The organism is Salinadaptatus halalkaliphilus (genome assembly GCF_006543045.1).
GTDB classification, from domain to species: Archaea; Halobacteriota; Halobacteria; order Halobacteriales; family Natrialbaceae; genus Salinadaptatus; species Salinadaptatus halalkaliphilus.
On the sequence record NZ_RBZW01000076.1, the window covers coordinates 122,423 to 140,819 of the forward strand.

Genomic DNA, 18,397 nt, shown 5'->3' on the forward strand with positions numbered 1-18,397 from the left:
TTACCAGAATTTCAGGTTTTTCTTGACCGCTTCCCGCTTGAGCTCCTGAATGTGCTCGGTCAGCGGGATGTCCTTCGGGCACACCTCGGTACAGGAGAACTGGGTCTGGCAGCGCCAGACGCCGTGTTCCTGCTCGAGAATGCGGAGTCGGTGCTCTTTGATCGCCTCGCTCTCGCGGTCGTCCATCGCGAACTTGTAGGCCTTGTTGATCGCCGCGGGACCGAGGTACTCGTTGTCGCCGGCGGCGATGTTACAGGAAGACATACACGCGCCACACCAGATACACCGCGAGGACATCTTGATCTTTTCGCGGTTCTCGGGGCTCTGGCGTTGCTCCTCGAGATCGGCCGCAGCGGGCGTCTCCTCGTCCTGGAAGTACGGCTCGACGGCGTGCATCTGGTCGTAGAAGTGATCCATATCGACGACCAGATCCTTGACGACCTCCTGGTGGGGCAACGGTTCGATACGAACCGGCTGTTCGAGTTCGACGATCTGTGTCTTACAGCCGAGTCGCTGTTTGCCGTTGACGAAGAAGGCGTCGGAGCCACAGACGGCCTGCCGACAGGAGTGTCGGAAGGTTAGCGAAGAGTCGTACTCGTCGCGGGCGTACATGACCGCGTCGAGAACCGTCATCCCTTTTTCGAACGGAACGTGAAAGTCGTCGAACCGCGGTTCCTGTTTCCCCTCGACTTCGGGGTCGTATCGGAACACCTTGAGGTGGACCGTCTCGCCCTCGAGGTCGCCCGCCGAATCGGCGTCTTCGGTCAGCCCCGATTCCTTTTCCTCGAGTCGCCGTTCCTGTGGCGACTGAGTCCCTTTCATCTCGGGGTCTTCCGGTGCTTCCTGTGTCTCTGGTTCCTGTTGTTGTGTACTCATGTTAGTAGATCATCCCCGACATCGCGAGTGCAACCCAGATACCCTGTGCGATGAGTGCAACACTAGCAATGATCAGGACCCCAAGCACTACCTTCTTTGGGGTGCCGGTGAGTCCCTGGTTGACCAAGGCGTTGTAGACGCCGTTGACGCCGTGGAAGGTTCCGGCGATGAGGAACAACACCATCGCCAGGAAGTAGCCAATGTTCTCCATCCGTGCTTGGGTCCCCATGAAGGTAACGTCCGCAGCGTGATTGACGAAGTGAAGCTGGAAGAAGTGAAAGGCGAGCACGACCACGAGAAACGCGGCCGTGAGCCGTTGCAAGAGCCAGCCGGTCCCACCAGGCGTGAACGACGAGTAGCGTTCCGCCATCAGAGACCCACCCCCGTCAGGAAGGTCGGGACGCTCGCGACGGTGATCACGCCCGTCAGGATCAACGAGGCGTAGAAACTCTTATCCTGGGCCGTCAATCCGATGCCGAGATCGACCATCAGCAATCGAAGCCCGTTCAGAATGTGAAAGACAGCGACGGCAAGCAAGCCGACCTCGAGTACGCGGATAATAAAGAGACTCTCCAGTCCCTGGATCGTCCCCGTATAGACGTCGACCTGTTCGCTCGCGAGCATCATCGTTTCGCCCTGTGCAGCACCGATGGCGGTACTCAGTACGGCGATGTGCGTGAACAAGTACCCGATCAGCATCCACCCGGTGAACTTGTGGAAGATCCACGCCCACATGCCGGCCGAGAACTCCTTCCACCGACCGAAGTCCTCGATGAGACCGCGATTGTAAGACTGACTCATGCGCTCATGTGGACGGTTTGACCGTGGGGGTATAGAACTTACTTTTATCGCCTCGTCACACGCTGGCGATCAGCATTGTTTTCCGGGAGGATCATATCATCTGAGTGTTATAAATCGGATCGAGACCGCCCGGTCGTCCGCTCGTACTCGATGGCCGTCCGTGTAGCCGAGGACAGTCCGACCAGATGACAGAGCGGGTTTCCCGGATAGACGACGGGGTTCTCGAGGACGCCGACGATCAGGCCGGTAAAGGGCGCCTCGACGGTAACGATGTCCGCTTCCTCTTTGAACGGGTTGGTGATCGTACAGATGACTTCGTCCTCGTGGACGAGGGCACCGCGACCGCGTTTCATGTCGACGATGCCGCCGGCGTCGGCCCGCAACCAGGTTTTTTCGTCGTCGTCGTCGATAATGGTTCGCCAGCCGGGCCAGTGGACCGAGGAGTCGCGATGACAGCCAAATTCGGCAAGGACGCTCGCAACGCCGGTCAGCGCGCGGTCGATGAGCCGGCGCTGGAAGCGGTGGGCTTCGCCCATCTCGACGGTGATCGTCGGAACGCCGGCGTCGGTGGCCTCACGCCGGAGCGTTCCGGTGGGACCTTCGCCGGCGATGATGACGTTGGAACTGAACGCCTTCGCGAGACGGTCAACCGATGGATCCTCCGTGTTGGCCCGGACGTGAAGCATGTTCGTCCGGCCTCGAGTGGACGTATGAAAGTCGATTCCGAGGTCGCAGGGATCGATGAAGTTCGTGAAGATCTGGTGGGCCATTCGTCGGGCGCTGGTCGAACCTTCACGGCCGGGAAAGGATCGGTTGAGGTCGCGGTCGTAGATCGGAAGATACCGCTCCTGGGCCAGGAAACCGGGGACGTTCATCACGGGAAGACAGACTAACGTGCCGTGTAACTCGGCGTGATCCCAGTCGTGGGCGACCTCCCGGACGACCTCGATACCGTTGAGTTCGTCGCCGTGGGCGGCCGCCGAGAGAAACACCGTCGGCCCCGGCTTCGCCCCGTTGACGATCGTCACTGGAATTCGCACCGGGTCTCCGAGATACGTTTCGCTGATACCGTAGCGGATATTGGCGGTCTCTCCGGGATCGACGCGACCGCCGTTATAGGTAAAGGCATCGTCGTTCGTCTCGCCAGCCTCGCTCATATCCCCTCCACCGCACTCACCGACGTGAATCTTGTCGTCTGTGGCTGGCGAGTTTAGCCACGTGGGCATACGTTTTGTACGAGGGGGTGGTATGATAGCATATGGAGATTCGTGATGCAACCACCGACGACGTCGATGCCATCCGGTCGATCGCCAACGACTCGCTCAACTCGACGTACACCGACTTTCTCGACGCGGAGACGATCGACGACGCTATCGAGCAGTGGTACGGCGACGGATTCAGTGAGGACCTGTCGGACGACAGCTCGCTCGTTCTCAGCATCGAGCGCGGCGGCGATTTGGCGGGCTTCGCCCAGTGTGACCTCGTCGGACACCAACACAAGACCGGCCGCATCCTCTGGCTCCACATCGGCCCCGACCACCGCGGTGACGGGACGGGCGTCCGGTTGCTCGTTCGCGCCCGCGAACGACTCTTAGACGCCGGTGCCGAACAGGTTCAGGCGTTCGTCCTCGAGGACAACGAGGGCGGTAACACGTTCTACCGAGACCACGGCTTCGAACACGCCGGCCAGCGCGAGGTCGAAATCGGGTCGGAAACGTTCACCGAAAACGTCTACGTCGAAACCGACCTCGAGGACGAGGGCTGGGGCGCGGTCGACGAACTCGAGGTCGATGGCCAGACCGTCTACGTCAGCTACGGCGAAGCTGACCGGGGATCGAAAGCGCCCTTCTACAGCGCTTACGAGACCGACGACCGCGAAGAGCTCTACGCCTGGTTCTGTGGGAACTGCGATTCGCTCGACAACGCGATGGACGCGATGGGCCGTCTCGAGTGCAACGTCTGTGGCAACCAGCGCAAGGCGACGCGGTGGGATTCGTCGTACCTCTAACCCAACGCACCGCGAGCCCCTGCCGCCAGAACCGACGCCACAGACCGCCACACGTCGTCACAACCGATCCGTAACGTCGGTTTGCAGTCGTGGTATCTCGTCCTTACTGCTGTTGTCACCGCATTACAATTGGCGGATTCCACAATCGCCCGAGTAGTCGGCCAAGGACCGCATTACAATTAGTGGCCTCCACGTCCGAGCGAGCAGTCGGCCAGGGTGCTCTGGCGGTTCCGCCCAGCCGTCCTTGCAGCCGCGCAGACACAGCATGAGCACACGGGAGCACATCGTTCGCGGATTCAAAGCGACGCTCGTCTCGAGAGCGATCTACATGCTCTCGAGTGCGCTGTTGATGTTTATCCTCGCACGGGTGTTGAACCCGGACGGCTACGGGGCGTTGTACTGGGCGATCGGGATTCTGATGGTCGTCCAGCTGTTCGCCGACCTCGGACTGGGGAAATCCACCGCCCGGTACATCTCGGAGTACAGCGAGACGGACGAGGGCCAGATCCCGTATCTGCTTCGGTCGGCGATTACCTACAAGCTGATTGTCCTGGCGGCCGTCTCGTTCGCTCTCTTGCTCTTACACGAGCACATCGCGATCGTGCTGGGCGATCCGAGCGCGACGCCGTTTCTGGCTGTCGGGGTGTTGTTCGTCATCGCCCAATCGTTCAGCAGTTTTTCGATGATGGCGTTTCAAGGACTCAACCGCCTGGGCTACAGCGCGGCCGTCCAGGCAGTCAGCGGGGCGACGCGGCTCGTGTTCGCCGTCACGTTCGTCTTCCTCGGGTTTGGGGCACTCGGTGCGCTGTACGGCTACATCGTCGGCTACGCGCTCGCCGGTGCGTTCGGCCTTCTCGTCCTCTACATCGGTTTCTATCGACACTACGACCAGGCCGACGCCTACGAGGACGGGCTATCGCGCCGGCTCGCCGAGTACAGCGTCCCGTTGACGGCGACACGAAGTGCCAACGTCATTGACAAGCGGATCGACGTCGTCCTCGTCGGCGTCTTCCTCACGCCCGCTGCGGTCGGTTTCTACCAGCTCGGCAAGCAGATCACCGACTTCGTCCTCGCGCCGGCTGAGTCGCTCGGCTTTACGATCTCGCCGAACTTCGGCGAGCAGAAGGCGTCGGACCAACTCCAGCAGGCCCGCCGGATCTACGAGGAGTCGTTGACCCATACGATGTTGGTCTACGTGCCGGCAGCCGTCGGGATCGTCCTCGTCGCCGAGCCGTTCATCGGGATGGTGTTTCCGGAGTACGCGGGGGCGGTGGTGGTGTTGCAGGTGTTGGCAGGGTTCATGGTGTTACAGGCGATTACGAACCTGACGAGCGATAGCCTGGACTATCTCGGGCGCGCGCGGTCGCGAGCGATCGCGAAGGGCGCGACATCGATCGCGAACTTCGGGTTGAACCTCGTGCTCATTCCGACCATCGGCGTCGTCGGCGCGGCGATCGCGACGGTCGCGACTCACACCGTCTACGTCGCGGTGAACCTCTACATTATCCACAGCGAACTGGCGCTCCGGCTCGGCCAACTCGCCCGGTCGATGGGGCTGATCTGTGCGATCACGCTCGCGATGGCCGTCGCCGTCTCCCTCGTCACGCCGCTGGCGTCGAATATCCTCATGCTGCTCGGCGCGATCGCGCTCGGTACCCTCGTCTGGGCGATTCTCGCGGTCGCCAGTGGCATGGTCGATCCACACGAGGTCCGTGCGATCGTTCGGTAGCCGAAACCGTCGACTAACTCGAGCGAAAAAATGGCCGACGGCAGCGTTAACTGGCAATGCTTATCCCCTCGGTTGTCGTTCACTCAGTATGACCGTTGCCGATCCCGTCACCGTCGGGGTACTCAGTTTACATACGAGCAAGGAGACGAAAGCGATTCTTAACGCCGTCGAGGCCCTCGGCCACGACACGGAGTGGCTCCGGACCGAGAACACGACGATCAGTGTCACCGACGGCACTGTCGTCTTGGAACCCGACGTGGACGTGATCGCCAACCGAATGCTGCTCTCGAACACCGAACATCCCGCCGAAGAGCTCGGTCTCGCGAACACGTTCGCACAACTGGTGCCGATGCTCAACGAACCCGCAACCGTTCTGACGGCGATTCACAAACTCTCGACGGCGACGACGCTTGCAACCCACGACGTACGAACGCCCGACGTCACCCTCGCACTGAACAACGAAGGGCTGGCCGCCGCTCGAGATCGGTACGGCGAGGAAGCTGTCTATAAGACCGCGATCGGCACCCACGGCGGCGGCACCTGGAAAGTCGGTCTCGAGGAACCGATCAACGCGAAAGTTGGCAACCGATACGCGTTCTTACAGGAGTTGCTCGATCGGGAGGGCGAGCGACACCGTGACGCTCGAGTCTACCTCGTCGGTAGCGAGATCGTCGGCGCGATGTACCGCTATGCACCCGACAACGACTGGCGAACCAACGTCGCACTCGGCGGCACCGTCGAGGATGCAAGCGACGATCTCCCGGCGGAAGCGCGGGATCTCGCTCGCCGGTCGGCAACGGCTATCGGCCTCGATTACGCCGGTGTCGACCTCGTCGAAGGCGAGGACGGCTGGTACGTCCTCGAGGTCAATCCCACGGCAGGGTTCAAGGGGCTCTACGAGGCGACACAGATCAGCCCGGCACCGTACATCGCCCGCCTGGCGATCGAGCGGGCCGGCGGATCGGTCGACGACGAACGGGTCGTCGAACTCTCGAGGGCGCTCGACGACAGCCAACCCGCTGCACAGCCGCCGAGACCGGCACAGACTGACAACGAGGCGGCCATCATCGGCTACATCGAAGATATCGTCCTCTCGGGGACGAGCGGCTCGACATCAGTCCTCGCAAAGTCCGACACGGGAGCGACCCGAACCAGTATCGACACCTCGCTGGCGGCCGAGATCGGTGCCGGCCCAATCAAATCGATCACCCGCGTCAAATCCGGCAGTTCGAAGACCGCCAAGAGCCGCCCGGTCGTCGACGTCGTCGTCGGCGTCGGCGGCAACCAACACACCGTCACCGCGAGCGTCGAGGATCGTAGCCACATGGACTACCCGGTATTGCTCGGGCGGGACATTCTCGAGCAGTATCGAGTCGACGTCAGCCGTCGCGTCGATGCCGACGAACCCGAGTCGCCGGAAGAAGAGGAGTAACGGCGATCAATGCCGTCGGCTTGGCCGTGCGATCTTCGAGTGAACAGATAACTTTATTGTCCAATACAGCTAGCATAAACGCGTATGACGACGGTCCTCGCATCCACGCTCTCCAGCAAGCCCGTGATGGGATCGGACGGGAAAGAACTCGGCACGGTTCACAACATCACGATGAACGTCACTACCGGCGAACTCGAGTCCGTCCTCGTCACGCCGAAAGACGACGACGTTTACCGGTTCGAAACGACCGACGACGGGAATCTCCGCATTCCCGCCCATCAGGTCCAGGGCGTCGACGACTATCTGATGGTCGAGTGATCGCCACCAGAATCGACGGCGACGGCCCCGCGACGCCGTCTACCAGGTGCCGTCGAAATCCTCGTGCGTGAACGCCTTCGCGTCGGCGCCCGCGTATGTTCCCACGAGGTGGCCGTCGCCCTCGAGGTAGTACTGGTAGGTGGTCAGCCCCTCGAGGCCGACGGGGCCGCGGGCGTGAATCTTGCCGGTGCTGATCCCGACCTCGGCGCCGAGCCCGAACCGGTAGCCGTCGCTGAATCGGGTCGAGGCGTTGTGGAAGACGCTCGCGGAGTCGAGTCGGCGCATGAACGTCCGGGCGCGGTCGTCGTCCGCGGTGACGATCGACTCCGTGTGTTTCGAGCCGTAGGTCGTCACGTGCGCCAAGGCGTCCTCGAGCGAATCGACGACCCGGACCGAGACGATCAGATCGCCGTACTCGGTCGCCCAGTCGGCCTCGTTCGCGGCCTCGACATCGACGATCGAACGGGTCCGCTCGTCGCCGCGAACCTCGACGCCCGCCTCCTCCCAGCGGGCGACGATGTCGGGCAGGAACGCTTCGGCGACATCGGTGTGGACCAACAGCGTCTCGACGGCGTTACAGACGGCCGGATACTGAACCTTCGCGTCGTAGGCGATCTCCGTGGCCATCTCGAGGTCGGCCTTGCTATCGACGAAGACGTGACAGATGCCCTCGGTGTGGCCGAGGACGGGAATGCTCGTGTTGTCCTGGATGTAGCTGACGAACTCCGAGCTTCCGCGGGGCATGACCAGATCGATCTCGTCGTCCATCTCGAGGATAGTGTCGACGTCCTCGCGGGCCTCGATGAGTTGGGCCCAGCCGTCGACGATGTCGTCGGTCGCCTCGCGGATGATCTCGAAGAGGGTTCGGTTGGATTCGCTGGCCTCGCTGCCGCCTTTCAGGATGACGGCGTTGCCCGACTTCAGGCTAAGCGCGGCGATCTGGACGAGCGCGTCGGGTCGGGATTCGAAGATCGTCCCGACGACGCCGATCGGCACCGTCTGCTTGTACAGCTCGAGGTCGTCGTCGAGTTCGCGGGCTTGCTGGGTCGTCCCCAGCGGATCGTCCTGGGCGGCGACGCTGCGGACCATCTCAGTGATGCTCTCGAGTTTCGTCGGCGAGAGCTCGAGGCGGTCGACAAGCGCCTGGCTGTACTCGCCGGCCTCGAGCAGTTGCTCGGCTTCCTCGACATCGATCTCGTTGGCCGCGAGGATCTCCTCGTGGCGCGCGTCGATCGCGTCGGCGATGGCGTGGAGCGCGCTCGAGCGTCGCTGCTCGTCGTAGGTCGCCAGCTCGAGGGCTGCGGACTGTGCCTCCTCGACTTTCTGTTCGGTGGCTTGCTCAGTCATCGATGACACCGTTCGTTGGGACGAATACGGTCCCCACGGACTTCTCGGCAGCGATTTTCTCGAGGACGTTCGGCTCGGTCGACTTGGCGATGACGGCCGGGATACCGTGTTCGCTGACGGATCGCGCACCCGCTACCTTGGTCTGGATGCCGCCAAACTGCGTGCTCGAGCTATCGTCGACCAGTTCCTGGATCTCGTCGTAGTTTCGGCCGACGGCTTCGATGCGTTCGGCGTCGGGATTGTCCTTCGGATTGGCCGTGTAGACGCCCCCGACGTCGGTCAAGGTGACCAGCAGATCGCTATCGATGCCGACCGCGACCGACGAGGAGAGCATGTCGTTGTCGCCGATGCGGATCTCTTCGGTCGCGACGGCGTCGTTTTCGTTGATAATCGGGACGATGTCCCACTCGAGTAACGTCTCGATGGTGTTTTTGAAATTGGTGAACCGATCGGGATTGTCCAGATCCGTCTGGGTCAACAGGATCTGCGCGACTTTCCGGTCGTAGCGCGCGAAACTCTCGGTGTAGCGGTGCATGAGGTGTGATTGGCCAACCGTCGACAGCGCCTGTGACTCCTCGACCGTTTCCCCGTTGTCGTCGCCGCCGTCGTAGCCGACCCGTCCCTTACCGGCCCCGACCGCGCCGGAGGAGACGAGGATGACTTCGCGGTCGCCGGCGAGTAGATCGGCGATATCGTCGACGAGTTTGTCGAGTTTCGCGTCATCGAGATTCGACTCCTCGTCGGTCAGCGAGTTCGTCCCGGCTTTGACCACGACGCGGTCGGCCTCGGCCGCGAGTTGACGCGTCGCTTCGACGACGCCGAGTTCGACCGTCTCAGTCATCGTCGATATCGGCTGCGAGTTCCGCGGATCGTTGCTCGGCTGCGCCGACGGCGTCGGCGACCGCCTCGTCGGCCGTGCTGTCCCAGAGGACCTCCATGCCCTCGATCGTCGTTCCCTTCGGCGAACAGACGGCGTCGATCAGCTCCTCGATCGACCGCTCGGATCGCAGGACCGTCTCCGCAGCTCCCTTGAACGTCTGTGCGGCGAGGACTTCGGCGTCGTCGGGCTCGAGTCCCGCGTCGACGCCAGCGTCTCGCATCGCGCCAATCAGATAGAAGACGAACGCGGGACCGCTCCCGTTGACCGCCGTCGCGATATCCATCTGGGATTCCTCGACCTCGACGAACTCCCCGACCGCCCCGAGCAGGGTCGTGACCTCCTCGGGGATCGTCTCGCCGGTGACGGCCGCCGCCATATTCTGCGTCTCGGCCGCGAGATTCGGCATCGCTCGAACGAGCGTTGCGTCCGTATGCGGCTCGAGAACGGACGTCGGAACGCCCGCGGCGAAGGAGACGAGTATCTGATCGGGCGAGAGATCGAGATCGTCGACGACGTCGACGACCAGTCCCGGCTTGATCGCGACGACGACGACATCCGCCTCGGCCGCGACCGACGGATCGGTCGTCGTTTCCGCACAGTCTTCGACTGTCTCGAGTGCTGCCGGATCGACGTCGCAAGCGGTGACCGCGTGCGTTCCGCTCTCCGAGAGGCCCCGTACGAGGGCACTCCCCATGTTTCCACAGCCAATGACGCTGGCACGTACCATTCTATTTCGACAAACGGGGAGTGGGGGACATAGCAACTTTGATTTCGAATCGCAGTTGGTGTCGCTCACACGGATGCGAGAGAACCAATCACGGACGACATCGATTCCGAAGACGGCTCAGCGATCGTACCAGGGACGCAGTCGGATCTCGATGCGAACGGCAGTTTATGAGTCAAGAATATTTTTTGGTCTGCAAGAAAGACTTCATCATTGGATTAGGAAATCTTAATAGGGAAAAGTAGCAACTGTCTGTTGATGACTAGATCTAACCAAGACTGGTGGCCGAACCGGTTGAACGTGGATATCCTCGATCAGAACGTCCCCACGTCCGATCCGATGGACGAGGACTTCGACTACGCCGAGGAGTTCGAGAAACTCGATCTCGAGGCGGTAAAGGCGGATATCGAGGACGTCATGACGACGTCGCAGGATTGGTGGCCGGCCGATTACGGGCACTACGGGCCGCTTTTTATCCGGATGGCCTGGCACAGCGCCGGGACGTACCGCACCAGCGACGGCCGTGGTGGCGCAAGCGGCGGCCGACAGCGCTTTGCCCCGCTCAACAGCTGGCCCGACAACGCGAACCTCGACAAGGCCCGCCGGCTGCTCTATCCGGTCAAACAGAAGTACGGCCGCAAGCTCTCGTGGGCCGACCTGATCGTCCTCGCCGGAAACGTCGCCCTCGAGTCGATGGGATTCGAGACGTTCGGCTTCGCCGGCGGGCGCAAAGACGAGTACAAGCCCGACGACGCCGTCGACTGGGGACCCGAAGACGAGTGGGAAGCCTCCGAGCGATTCGACGAAGAAGGTGAACTCGAGGGCGCACTCGCCGCCACCGTGATGGGATTGATCTACGTGAACCCGGAGGGTCCCGACGGTGAGCCGGATCCGGAGGCCTCGGCGGAGCGAATTCGTGAGTCGTTCGGCCTGATGGCAATGAGCGACGAAGAGACGGCCGCGCTCATCGCCGGCGGACACACGTTCGGGAAGGTCCACGGCGCCGACGACCCCGACGAACACGTCGGCCCCGAGCCCGAGGCAGCCCCGATCGACCAGCAAGGTCTCGGCTGGGAGAGCGAGCACGGCTCCGGGAAGGGAGCCGATACGATCACCAGCGGGATCGAAGGCCCGTGGAACGCCACGCCGACCCAGTGGGACATGGGCTACATCGACAACTTACTCGAGTACCAGTGGTGGCCCGAGAAGGGTCCTGGCGGTGCCTGGCAGTGGACGACGCAGAACGGCGAACTCGACGAGGCCGCACCGGGTGCCGAGGACCCGGACGAGAAAGAGGACGTGATGATGCTGACGACGGACGTCGCGCTCAAGCGCGATCCCGAGTTCCGGGAGATCTTAGAGCGCTTCCAGGAAAACCCCAAGGAGTTCCAGGAGGCGTTCGCGAAGGCCTGGTACAAGCTGATCCACCGCGATATGGGGCCGTCGGAGCGGTTCCTCGGTCCGGAGGTTCCCGAGGAGGAGATGCTGTGGCAAGATCCCATCCCCGAGGCCGACTACGAGCTGATCGGCGAGGAAGCGATCGACGAACTCAAAGCGGAACTCCTCGCGTCGGAGCTCTCGATTTCCCAGCTGGCCAAGACTGCCTGGGCGGCGGCCTCGACCTACCGCGACAGCGACAAGCGCGGCGGTGCCAACGGCGCGCGCATCCGCCTCGAGCCCCAGCGAAGTTGGGAGGTCAACGAGCCCGACCAGCTCGAGACAGTACTCGAGACCTACGAGGAGATTCAGGCGGCGTTCAACGACTCCCGATCCGACGACGTGCGCGTCTCGCTGGCTGACCTGATCGTGCTGGGCGGTAACGCGGCCGTCGAGGAGGCCGCAGCCGAGGCCGGCTACGATATCGAGGTCCCGTTCGAGCCAGGTCGGACCGACGCGTCCCAGGAACAGACCGACATCGAGTCCTTCGAGGCGCTCAAGCCCGCGGCCGACGGCTTCCGTAACTACTACAGCGACGAGGCCGACCAGTCCCAGGAAGAGCTACTGGTCGACAAAGCGGACCTACTCGACCTGACGGCACCCGAAATGACGGTGCTCGTCGGCGGCATGCGAGCGCTCGGTGCGACCCACCAGGATTCCGACCTCGGTGTCCTCACGGACCAGCCCGAGACGCTGACCAACGATTTCTTCCGAACCCTGCTCGACATGGACTACGAGTGGGAGGCGTCCGACGACTCCCAGGATATTCTGGGCTGGGAGGCGTCCCCGGAATCCGAAACTGATCAGGTGTTCGAACTGCGCGACCGCGAGACCGGCGAGATCGAGTGGACGGCAACCCGTGCGGATCTCATCTTCGGGTCGAACTCCCGACTTCGAGCCATCGCGGACGTCTACGCATCCGACGACGCCGAAGAGAAATTCGTCCAGGACTTCGTCGAGGCGTGGCACAAAGTGATGAGCCACGATCGCTTCGACCTCGAGTAACGACCGCAAATCGTCGTTCTCGAGTCACTCCATTTCGTCGGCGTCCGTTGGACTCTCGACGATCACTTCCTCGTCGGTTATTTCGTTGATCTCGGCGGCCTCGACCGGATAGTCCTCGGCGTCGTGACCACCCCAGTTGAGTCGGGCCCTGAGTCGATCCGCCAGCCCCGGCTCGGGATCGACGTACGCGGTCTGGCCCTCGACTTCGGCGACGATACCGATCTGTTCACCCGTCTCGCCGACGACCACTTTCCCCTGATCGTCCGCCGAGAACTCGACCGATCCCGACCCGGCAGTCGGCATCTCCGATCCGGCGTTGGCCGCCGTGCCCGCAGTGTCGGACGCAGCCGTCGGCCCCATCTCTCCGTACTCCTCGAGGTCCATGATCCCGCCCTCGAGGACATCGCTGCCGACCACCTCGGACTCGAGCACCTCGGTCTCTTCGAGTCTGAAGGTCAGTCGCGATCGTTCGTCGATCTGCTCTTCGACGGTTCGGCGCTCGAGTAGCTCGCTGCGAACGGTATCACCCTCGCCGCGTCGACTCTCGATAACCTCTCGATCGACGACATCGGCGGCGGCTACGTCCGCCCGCACGACATCGCTCTCGAGGATTGAGCGCTGGACGCTCTCGAGTTCGACGTTCGTCTCGACCTCGTCGTGCTCGAGTTCGTCGTGCTGGTCAATGTCGACATCGACGACCTGGCTCTCAATCGTGTAGCGTTCGACCTCCTCGACCGTCTCGAGGCGGGATTCGTCAGTTGTCACCTTGATTAGATCTGCACTGACGAACTTGGTATCGACGATTTCGCGGTTCAACAGTTCGGAGTCGACGGGCTGGCGCTCGACCAGTTCGGTCTCGACGATCTCGCTCTCGATCGTGTCGCGTTCGACGACCTGGGTCTCGACCACCTGCGTTTCGATGATTTCGGTCGTCACCGTCTCGCCCTTCCGGAGCTGGTCCTCGAGTTTGCTGCGACCGAGCGAGGCGCGGTCGAACGCCGCCTCGCGTTCGATCAGTTCGAACTGACCGAGCTCCTCGCCGGTCGACTCCTCCTCCTCATGGTAGACGAACACTAGATCCTCCGTACGGATCGTCTCGGCGAACGCTTCCCAGGTGGACTCCTCGTGGTCGCTTTCGAGTTCGTCCCGGCGGACGAGCGAGTGACCGTGGCCCTCGCCGCCGTGTGTCGAGACGGGAACGGCGTCGTGCGTGTCTGCCCACTCTCGAATACGGTCCGGATCGGTCGTCATTCGGCGTTGTCCGGGACCGTCGTCTGGGGATGGATCGTTCGACATCTCGTGTTCGAACGCGACCCAATCGCACTTGAGTCGGCGTGGCCGTCTCGAGTATCAGTATCGGGTTTCTTCGATCCTCGATTCCGGCCTGCACTATCAGGGCCGTAATCCGCGCTTGGTCCACTGCAACGCCAGCGCCGGGCGCGTGACTCGAGGGTCAGACGGGTTACTTACTGTTGGACAGAACTATTCAACGATCGGTCGCAGTACTGCGGCCGTCACCGCAAGGACGGCCGCGAATTCGCGACCGACGTTTCACTGATACGGTTTACTGTAACGATGTACCGGCCCAGCCGCCGCCCGGGTCGCGGCTGGGCCGGAAATGACTTACAGTAAACCGTATGACTTCTGTCCGACAGTAACTGGAAGTCAGTTCCGGCGCTCGCCGCACGGGTCTCGAGTGCGCCGGTACATCGGTACAGGAATCCGTATCAGTGTGGGGTTACCGACCTTGAACGGCGACGAGACAGACCGCTACTCCGATTCGTACTCGGCCCAGATGTACCGGGTTGCGACGCTGCGGTAGGGCCGCCAGGCCTCGGCGACCTCGCGCATCTCCGCTCGCGTCATCTCGTCACCGTCGGCGTACAGTTGTTCGATCCCGCGACGAACGGCGAGGTCGCCAAGCGGAAGGGTATCGGGTCGCTCAAGGACGAACAGCAGATACATCCGGGCAGTCCACTTGCCGATCCCTTTGATCTCGGTAAGTGCGTCGACAACCTCGTCGTTTGTGTGATCGGCCAGCCCCGATCGCGTGTAGTCTCGCTCCTGAAACGCGCGAGCGGCGTTGTTGACGTACTCGATCTTCTGTCTCGAGAGCCCGGCCGACCGGAGCGCCTCCGTCTCGGCTGCGAGGACGGTCTCGGGTGTGACCTCGTCGTCCAATACCTCGAAGAATCGCTCGCGGACGGCCGCCGCGCTCGCCGTCGACAGTTGCTGATTGAGGATCGAGATGCAGAGCCGCTCGAACTCGGTCCAGTCGGATTCGACGTACGGGTCGTGGCGCTCGAGAAGGTCGGCCATCACGGGGTCGTTTCGGAGGATAGAGTGAGCCTCATCGAACATTCGTCGTGTCCGATCACGGGACCGAGTGGGCATATACGTCTCGGTCGCAGTCGCAAACGCCTCCCACCGACCGCCGGCCACCGCAGCGAGCCGAACCCGTCCACGGGTCGCCCGATCGTTCGCTCGATCCCGGCAGCTCGAGCGGCCCTCGTCCGTCCCAGTTCGCGCGACCTATCGGTATCGGACGGTTGTGGTGTCATCAATGCAACAGAGGTGGCGGACACCTATACGTGTCGTCCCAAACAGCATGGATCGTCCGGTTTCGAGGATTTCAGTCGCTCTAATGGACATGTCGGGATCACCATTCCGGCCGGGAATTTAGGGGGGTTGCGATCGTAGAGCCGTCCGTGCAACCGGTCGTTCATCCGGTCGTCGGCTATCTCTGTTATGCGGCCTACGCCCGCTGGGCGGACGGCAATCCACCGGCATCGACTCCGGCGACCGTAGCGATCGTGGCCGCGACGATCCCCGACCTGCTAGATCAACCGCTGTACCACGCGGGGATCACGCCCGTTGGTCGGACGGTCGGTCACTCCTTGCTGTTTGCCGTTCCCGTCGTCGCGCTGGCGTGGCTCGTCGCTCGACGGCGCGGCCGAGACCGGCTCGGCGTCGCCTTCGCGATCGGCTACAGTTCCCACGTCGCGACCGACATCCCCTGGCACGTCCTGGCCGACGACTACCACGAACTCGGCTTCCTGCTGTGGCCGGCCACGCAGATGCCGGAGTACTCCGGCGTCAAACCGCTGGGAACGGTCCCCGGGCTAGGCCTCGAGGCGACGACGCTGTGGCTCGAGGCGGTGATCTTTCTCGGTGGGGTCGCGCTATGGTGGCGCAACGGAATGCCTGGGCTCGACCTCGTTCGCGATCGCTACGGGTGATCGTCGGGCGTCTCGGGTTCGACGTTCGCGAGTCGCATCGCGTTGCCGGTGACGCCGAGGCTCATCCCCATGTCCCCGATGACGACGGCGTGGATCACCGTGACGATGCCGACGGGGGCGCCGGCGGCCAGGACAGCCTTGACGGCCAGACTCGCCCAGATGTTCTGACGGATGACGCCGTTTGCCGTCCCCGAGAGCTCGAAGAGGTACGGCAGCCGGGTGAGGTCGTCACCCATCAGCGCCACGTCGGCCGTCTCGAGGGCCGTATCGGTGCCTGCGGCACCCATCGCAATGCCGACGCTCGCGGTCGCCAGCGCGGGCGCGTCGTTGATACCGTCGCCGACCATGGCGACGCGATTGTCGTCGGCGTCGGGTCCACCATCGTCGAGACGATCGATCCACTCGAGTTTCTCGTCGGGCAGCAGTTCGGCGTGGTACTCATCGATACCGACCGCCTCGGCGATGGCGCGAGCGGTCCCCTCGTTGTCGCCGGTGAGCATCACGACGCGGATGCCCTGCTCTTGTACCCTCGAGACGGCCCACTCGGCCTCGGGGCGAACGCGGTCCGCGACGGCGATCACGCCGATCGGTCGCTCGTCGGTACCGACGACCACGACAGTCTTGCCCTCGGACTCGAGGTCCGGGACGACCTCCGTGAGGACATCCAGACAGCACTCGCGGTCACACTGGGGGGTCGTCTCGTAGCCCATGCCCGAAAGCGTGGCGCCACCGTCAGTCGTCGCGTGAGCGTGCTCGAGATCCGCCAGCCCGTCGAAGAGACCCGGTTTGCCGACGTAGTGGGTCACGCCGTCGACATCGGCGCGGACGCCCTCGCCGGTCAGCGCTTCGAAGTTCGAGACCTCGAGGTCGTGATCGTCGTCTGGCTCCGAGTCACTGCCGTTCTGACCGACGCCCTGCTCGTCGGCGTAGCCAACGATCGCTTGCCCGATCGGGTGCTCGCTGCGCCGTTCGGCGGCGCTCGCCCGTCGGAGAACCTCGTCCTCGTCGGCCCCCTCGAGAGGAATCACGTCGGTGATGGAGAGGTCGCCCTCCGTCAGCGTCCCCGTCTTGTCGACCGCGAGTACGTCGGTTTCGCCGGCAGTCTCGAGGTGACGGCCGCCCTTGATGAGCACGCCGTTTCGTGCGGCGCTCGTGATCCCCGAGACGACACTGACCGGCGTCGAGATGACGAGCGCGCAGGGACAGGAGATCACGAGTAGCGTCAGTCCGACGAGGAACCAGTAGCTCCACGACGCCCCGAAAAGCAAGGGCGGAACGAGGGCGAACGCGACGGCCAGCGCGACCACGATCGGCGTGTAGACGCTCGCAAACCGATCGATAAACTGTTCGCGGTCGGTCTTCTCGCGCTCGGCGTCCTCGACCATCCGGACGATCCGGGCGATCGTCGAGTCGTCGGCCTCGCTCTCGACCGCGACCTCGAGGTAACCCGACTCGGGAATGGTGCCGGCGTAAATCTCGTCGCCCTCGCTCTTGTCGGCTGGGACACTCTCGCCCGTGATCGGCGACTGGTCGACTGCACTCTGGCCCTCGAGGACCGTACCGTCGGCGGGGATTTTCTCGCCCGGCCTGACGATCACGGTATCGCCGATCTCGAGGTCGTCGGCGGGGATCGTCTCCTCGCTTCCGTCCGCTCGGCGAACCGTCGCCGTGTCGGGCGAGAGGTCCATCAACTCGCGCAGCGAGTCTCGCGCGCGATCCATCGAGAAGCGCTCTAAGAGCTCCGCGACCGAGAACAGCACGGCGAGCATCGCCCCTTCGAAAGGGTGGTGGGCCGCGACGCTTGCCACGATCCCGACGCTCATCAGGAAGTCGATGTCGAGGCTGCGATTGCGCGCGGAGTAGTAGCCGTTTCGCAGGATCGGCGTCCCCGCGACGACGGCAGCCGCGATAAAGAGGAGGTGAGACAGTTCGTAGGACCGACCCGCGACGGTGCCAAGCAACGGATCGATGCCGGGGACGACGAACTCGAGAGCGATTCCGACGGCGACGAGCACGCCACCGATCGCCGTGCCGAGGGCTCGTCGACTCCGCCAGACCGCGCGCTCGTCACCGATCGACCCGGCGGCGTCGTCCGCGAGCGGGGCCGCCTCGTAGCCGGCCGACTCGATTGCCGCCACGATGGCTCCCGAATCGGCTCCTTCGCTCGCCGTGACGGTGACCCGCCCCGACGTCGGCCGTGTTTCGACCGCCGAGACATCCTCGAGCCCCTCGAGGGCGTTTGCGACCTTGTTCGCACAGGAGGCACAGTCCATGTCCGGGACCGAGACCGTCAGCTCCGAGGCCGACGAATCGTCGTCGATCGCGTAGCCGGCCGCCTGTACCCGCTCGCGGATCTCTGCCTCGCTCGTCGCCGTAGGGTCGTACTCGACGACCAGCCGCCCGCTCGTCACCTGCGGCTCGAGCGCGTCGATCCCCTCGAGGCGCTCGACGCTGTTGGTCACCTTGCCCGCACAGGAGGGACAGTCCATATCCGGGACTCGTAGCTCGAGGGTGCGGTTCGCGTCCGGATCGGGCGGCACGGCGGGAGATGAATCGCTCATTACTGGCTCCTAGCGGGTCGATCATCTTACGGGTTATTTG

16 protein-coding genes are annotated in these 18,397 nt (G+C 63.3%); 6 read left to right on the top strand and 10 right to left on the bottom strand.

What is annotated here, in order from left to right; translation table 11 throughout:
• The 4 genes from D8Y22_RS20755 to D8Y22_RS20770 form a co-directional block, all read right to left on the bottom strand.
• Entirely contained in the window at positions 1–876 is an 876-nt protein-coding gene (locus D8Y22_RS20755) for a succinate dehydrogenase/fumarate reductase iron-sulfur subunit (protein ID WP_141466543.1), read from the bottom strand.
• 1 nt (position 877) lies between these two features.
• Complete coding sequence (locus D8Y22_RS20760) at positions 878–1,246, bottom strand: succinate dehydrogenase (RefSeq protein WP_141466544.1); 369 nt, start codon at positions 1,244–1,246, stop codon at positions 878–880.
• Positions 1,246–1,677 (bottom strand): succinate dehydrogenase, cytochrome b556 subunit, encoded by a 432-nt coding sequence (sdhC, locus tag D8Y22_RS20765; protein WP_141466545.1) that lies wholly within the window; start codon positions 1,675–1,677, stop codon positions 1,246–1,248. The genes D8Y22_RS20760 and sdhC overlap by 1 nt, the downstream gene beginning before the upstream one ends.
• 107 nt (positions 1,678–1,784) lie before the next feature.
• The gene (locus D8Y22_RS20770) at positions 1,785–2,834 is read right to left on the bottom strand and encodes a succinylglutamate desuccinylase/aspartoacylase family protein (RefSeq protein ID WP_141466546.1); all 1,050 of its coding nucleotides are present in this window, start codon (positions 2,832–2,834) and stop codon (positions 1,785–1,787) included.
• Positions 2,835–2,935: 101 nt separating this feature from the next.
• Here D8Y22_RS20770 and D8Y22_RS20775 point away from each other — a divergent pair, with 101 nt between their 5' ends.
• The 4 genes from D8Y22_RS20775 (at position 2,936) to D8Y22_RS20790 (ending at position 7,164) form a co-directional block, all read left to right on the top strand.
• Positions 2,936–3,685: a GNAT family N-acetyltransferase gene (locus D8Y22_RS20775; RefSeq protein ID WP_141466547.1), complete on the top strand. Its 750-nt coding sequence runs from the start codon at positions 2,936–2,938 to the stop codon at positions 3,683–3,685.
• Positions 3,686–3,950: 265 nt separating this feature from the next.
• The gene (locus tag D8Y22_RS20780) at positions 3,951–5,414 is read left to right on the top strand and encodes a flippase (protein ID WP_141466548.1); all 1,464 of its coding nucleotides are present in this window, start codon (positions 3,951–3,953) and stop codon (positions 5,412–5,414) included.
• 88 nt (positions 5,415–5,502) lie between these two features.
• A complete protein-coding gene (locus D8Y22_RS20785; RefSeq protein WP_141466549.1) occupies positions 5,503–6,846 on the top strand; it encodes a putative ATP-dependent zinc protease in 1,344 nt (447 codons plus the stop codon).
• Positions 6,847–6,930: 84 nt separating this feature from the next.
• On the top strand, positions 6,931–7,164 hold the full coding sequence (locus D8Y22_RS20790) for a PRC-barrel domain-containing protein (protein ID WP_141466550.1): 234 nt from the start codon (positions 6,931–6,933) through the stop codon (positions 7,162–7,164).
• A 39-nt stretch (positions 7,165–7,203) separates the two neighbouring features.
• Here the strand turns inward: D8Y22_RS20790 and D8Y22_RS20795 are convergent, their stop codons facing one another.
• The 3 genes from D8Y22_RS20795 to proC are packed head-to-tail and all read right to left on the bottom strand — an operon-like array spanning position 7,204 to position 10,118.
• Positions 7,204–8,511 carry a glutamate-5-semialdehyde dehydrogenase gene (locus D8Y22_RS20795; protein WP_141466551.1) on the bottom strand — a complete coding sequence of 436 codons (1,308 nt, stop codon included), beginning with the start codon at positions 8,509–8,511 and terminating at the stop codon, positions 7,204–7,206.
• Entirely contained in the window at positions 8,504–9,352 is an 849-nt protein-coding gene (gene proB / locus D8Y22_RS20800) for a glutamate 5-kinase (RefSeq protein WP_141466552.1), read from the bottom strand. Before proB ends, D8Y22_RS20795 begins: the two co-directional genes overlap by 8 nt.
• On the bottom strand, positions 9,345–10,118 hold the full coding sequence (gene proC / locus D8Y22_RS20805; protein ID WP_141466553.1) for a pyrroline-5-carboxylate reductase: 774 nt from the start codon (positions 10,116–10,118) through the stop codon (positions 9,345–9,347). The genes proB and proC overlap by 8 nt, the downstream gene beginning before the upstream one ends.
• A gap of 255 nt (positions 10,119–10,373) precedes the next feature.
• Between proC and katG the strand changes: the two genes are divergently transcribed.
• Positions 10,374–12,557, top strand: a complete 2,184-nt coding sequence (gene katG / locus D8Y22_RS20810; protein WP_141466554.1) for a catalase/peroxidase HPI — start codon at positions 10,374–10,376, stop codon at positions 12,555–12,557.
• Between the two features lie 24 nt (positions 12,558–12,581).
• On the opposite strand, the gene D8Y22_RS20815 is transcribed toward katG, so the two are convergent.
• Together D8Y22_RS20815 and D8Y22_RS20825 are read right to left on the bottom strand one after the other, a co-directional pair.
• Positions 12,582–13,853: a hypothetical protein gene (locus D8Y22_RS20815; RefSeq protein ID WP_141466555.1), complete on the bottom strand. Its 1,272-nt coding sequence runs from the start codon at positions 13,851–13,853 to the stop codon at positions 12,582–12,584.
• A gap of 474 nt (positions 13,854–14,327) precedes the next feature.
• The gene (locus D8Y22_RS20825) at positions 14,328–14,918 is read right to left on the bottom strand and encodes a DNA-3-methyladenine glycosylase family protein (protein ID WP_141466556.1); all 591 of its coding nucleotides are present in this window, start codon (positions 14,916–14,918) and stop codon (positions 14,328–14,330) included.
• A 347-nt stretch (positions 14,919–15,265) separates the two neighbouring features.
• On the opposite strand from D8Y22_RS20825, the gene D8Y22_RS20830 reads away from it, so the two are divergent.
• Positions 15,266–15,796, top strand: coding sequence for a metal-dependent hydrolase (locus tag D8Y22_RS20830; RefSeq protein WP_141466557.1), 531 nt, complete (start codon positions 15,266–15,268; stop codon positions 15,794–15,796).
• Here the strand turns inward: D8Y22_RS20830 and D8Y22_RS20835 are convergent.
• Positions 15,787–18,357: a heavy metal translocating P-type ATPase gene (locus D8Y22_RS20835; RefSeq protein ID WP_141466558.1), complete on the bottom strand. Its 2,571-nt coding sequence runs from the start codon at positions 18,355–18,357 to the stop codon at positions 15,787–15,789. The two genes, D8Y22_RS20830 and D8Y22_RS20835, sit on opposite strands and share 10 nt — an antisense overlap.
• Between the last annotated feature and the right edge of the window lie 40 nt (positions 18,358–18,397).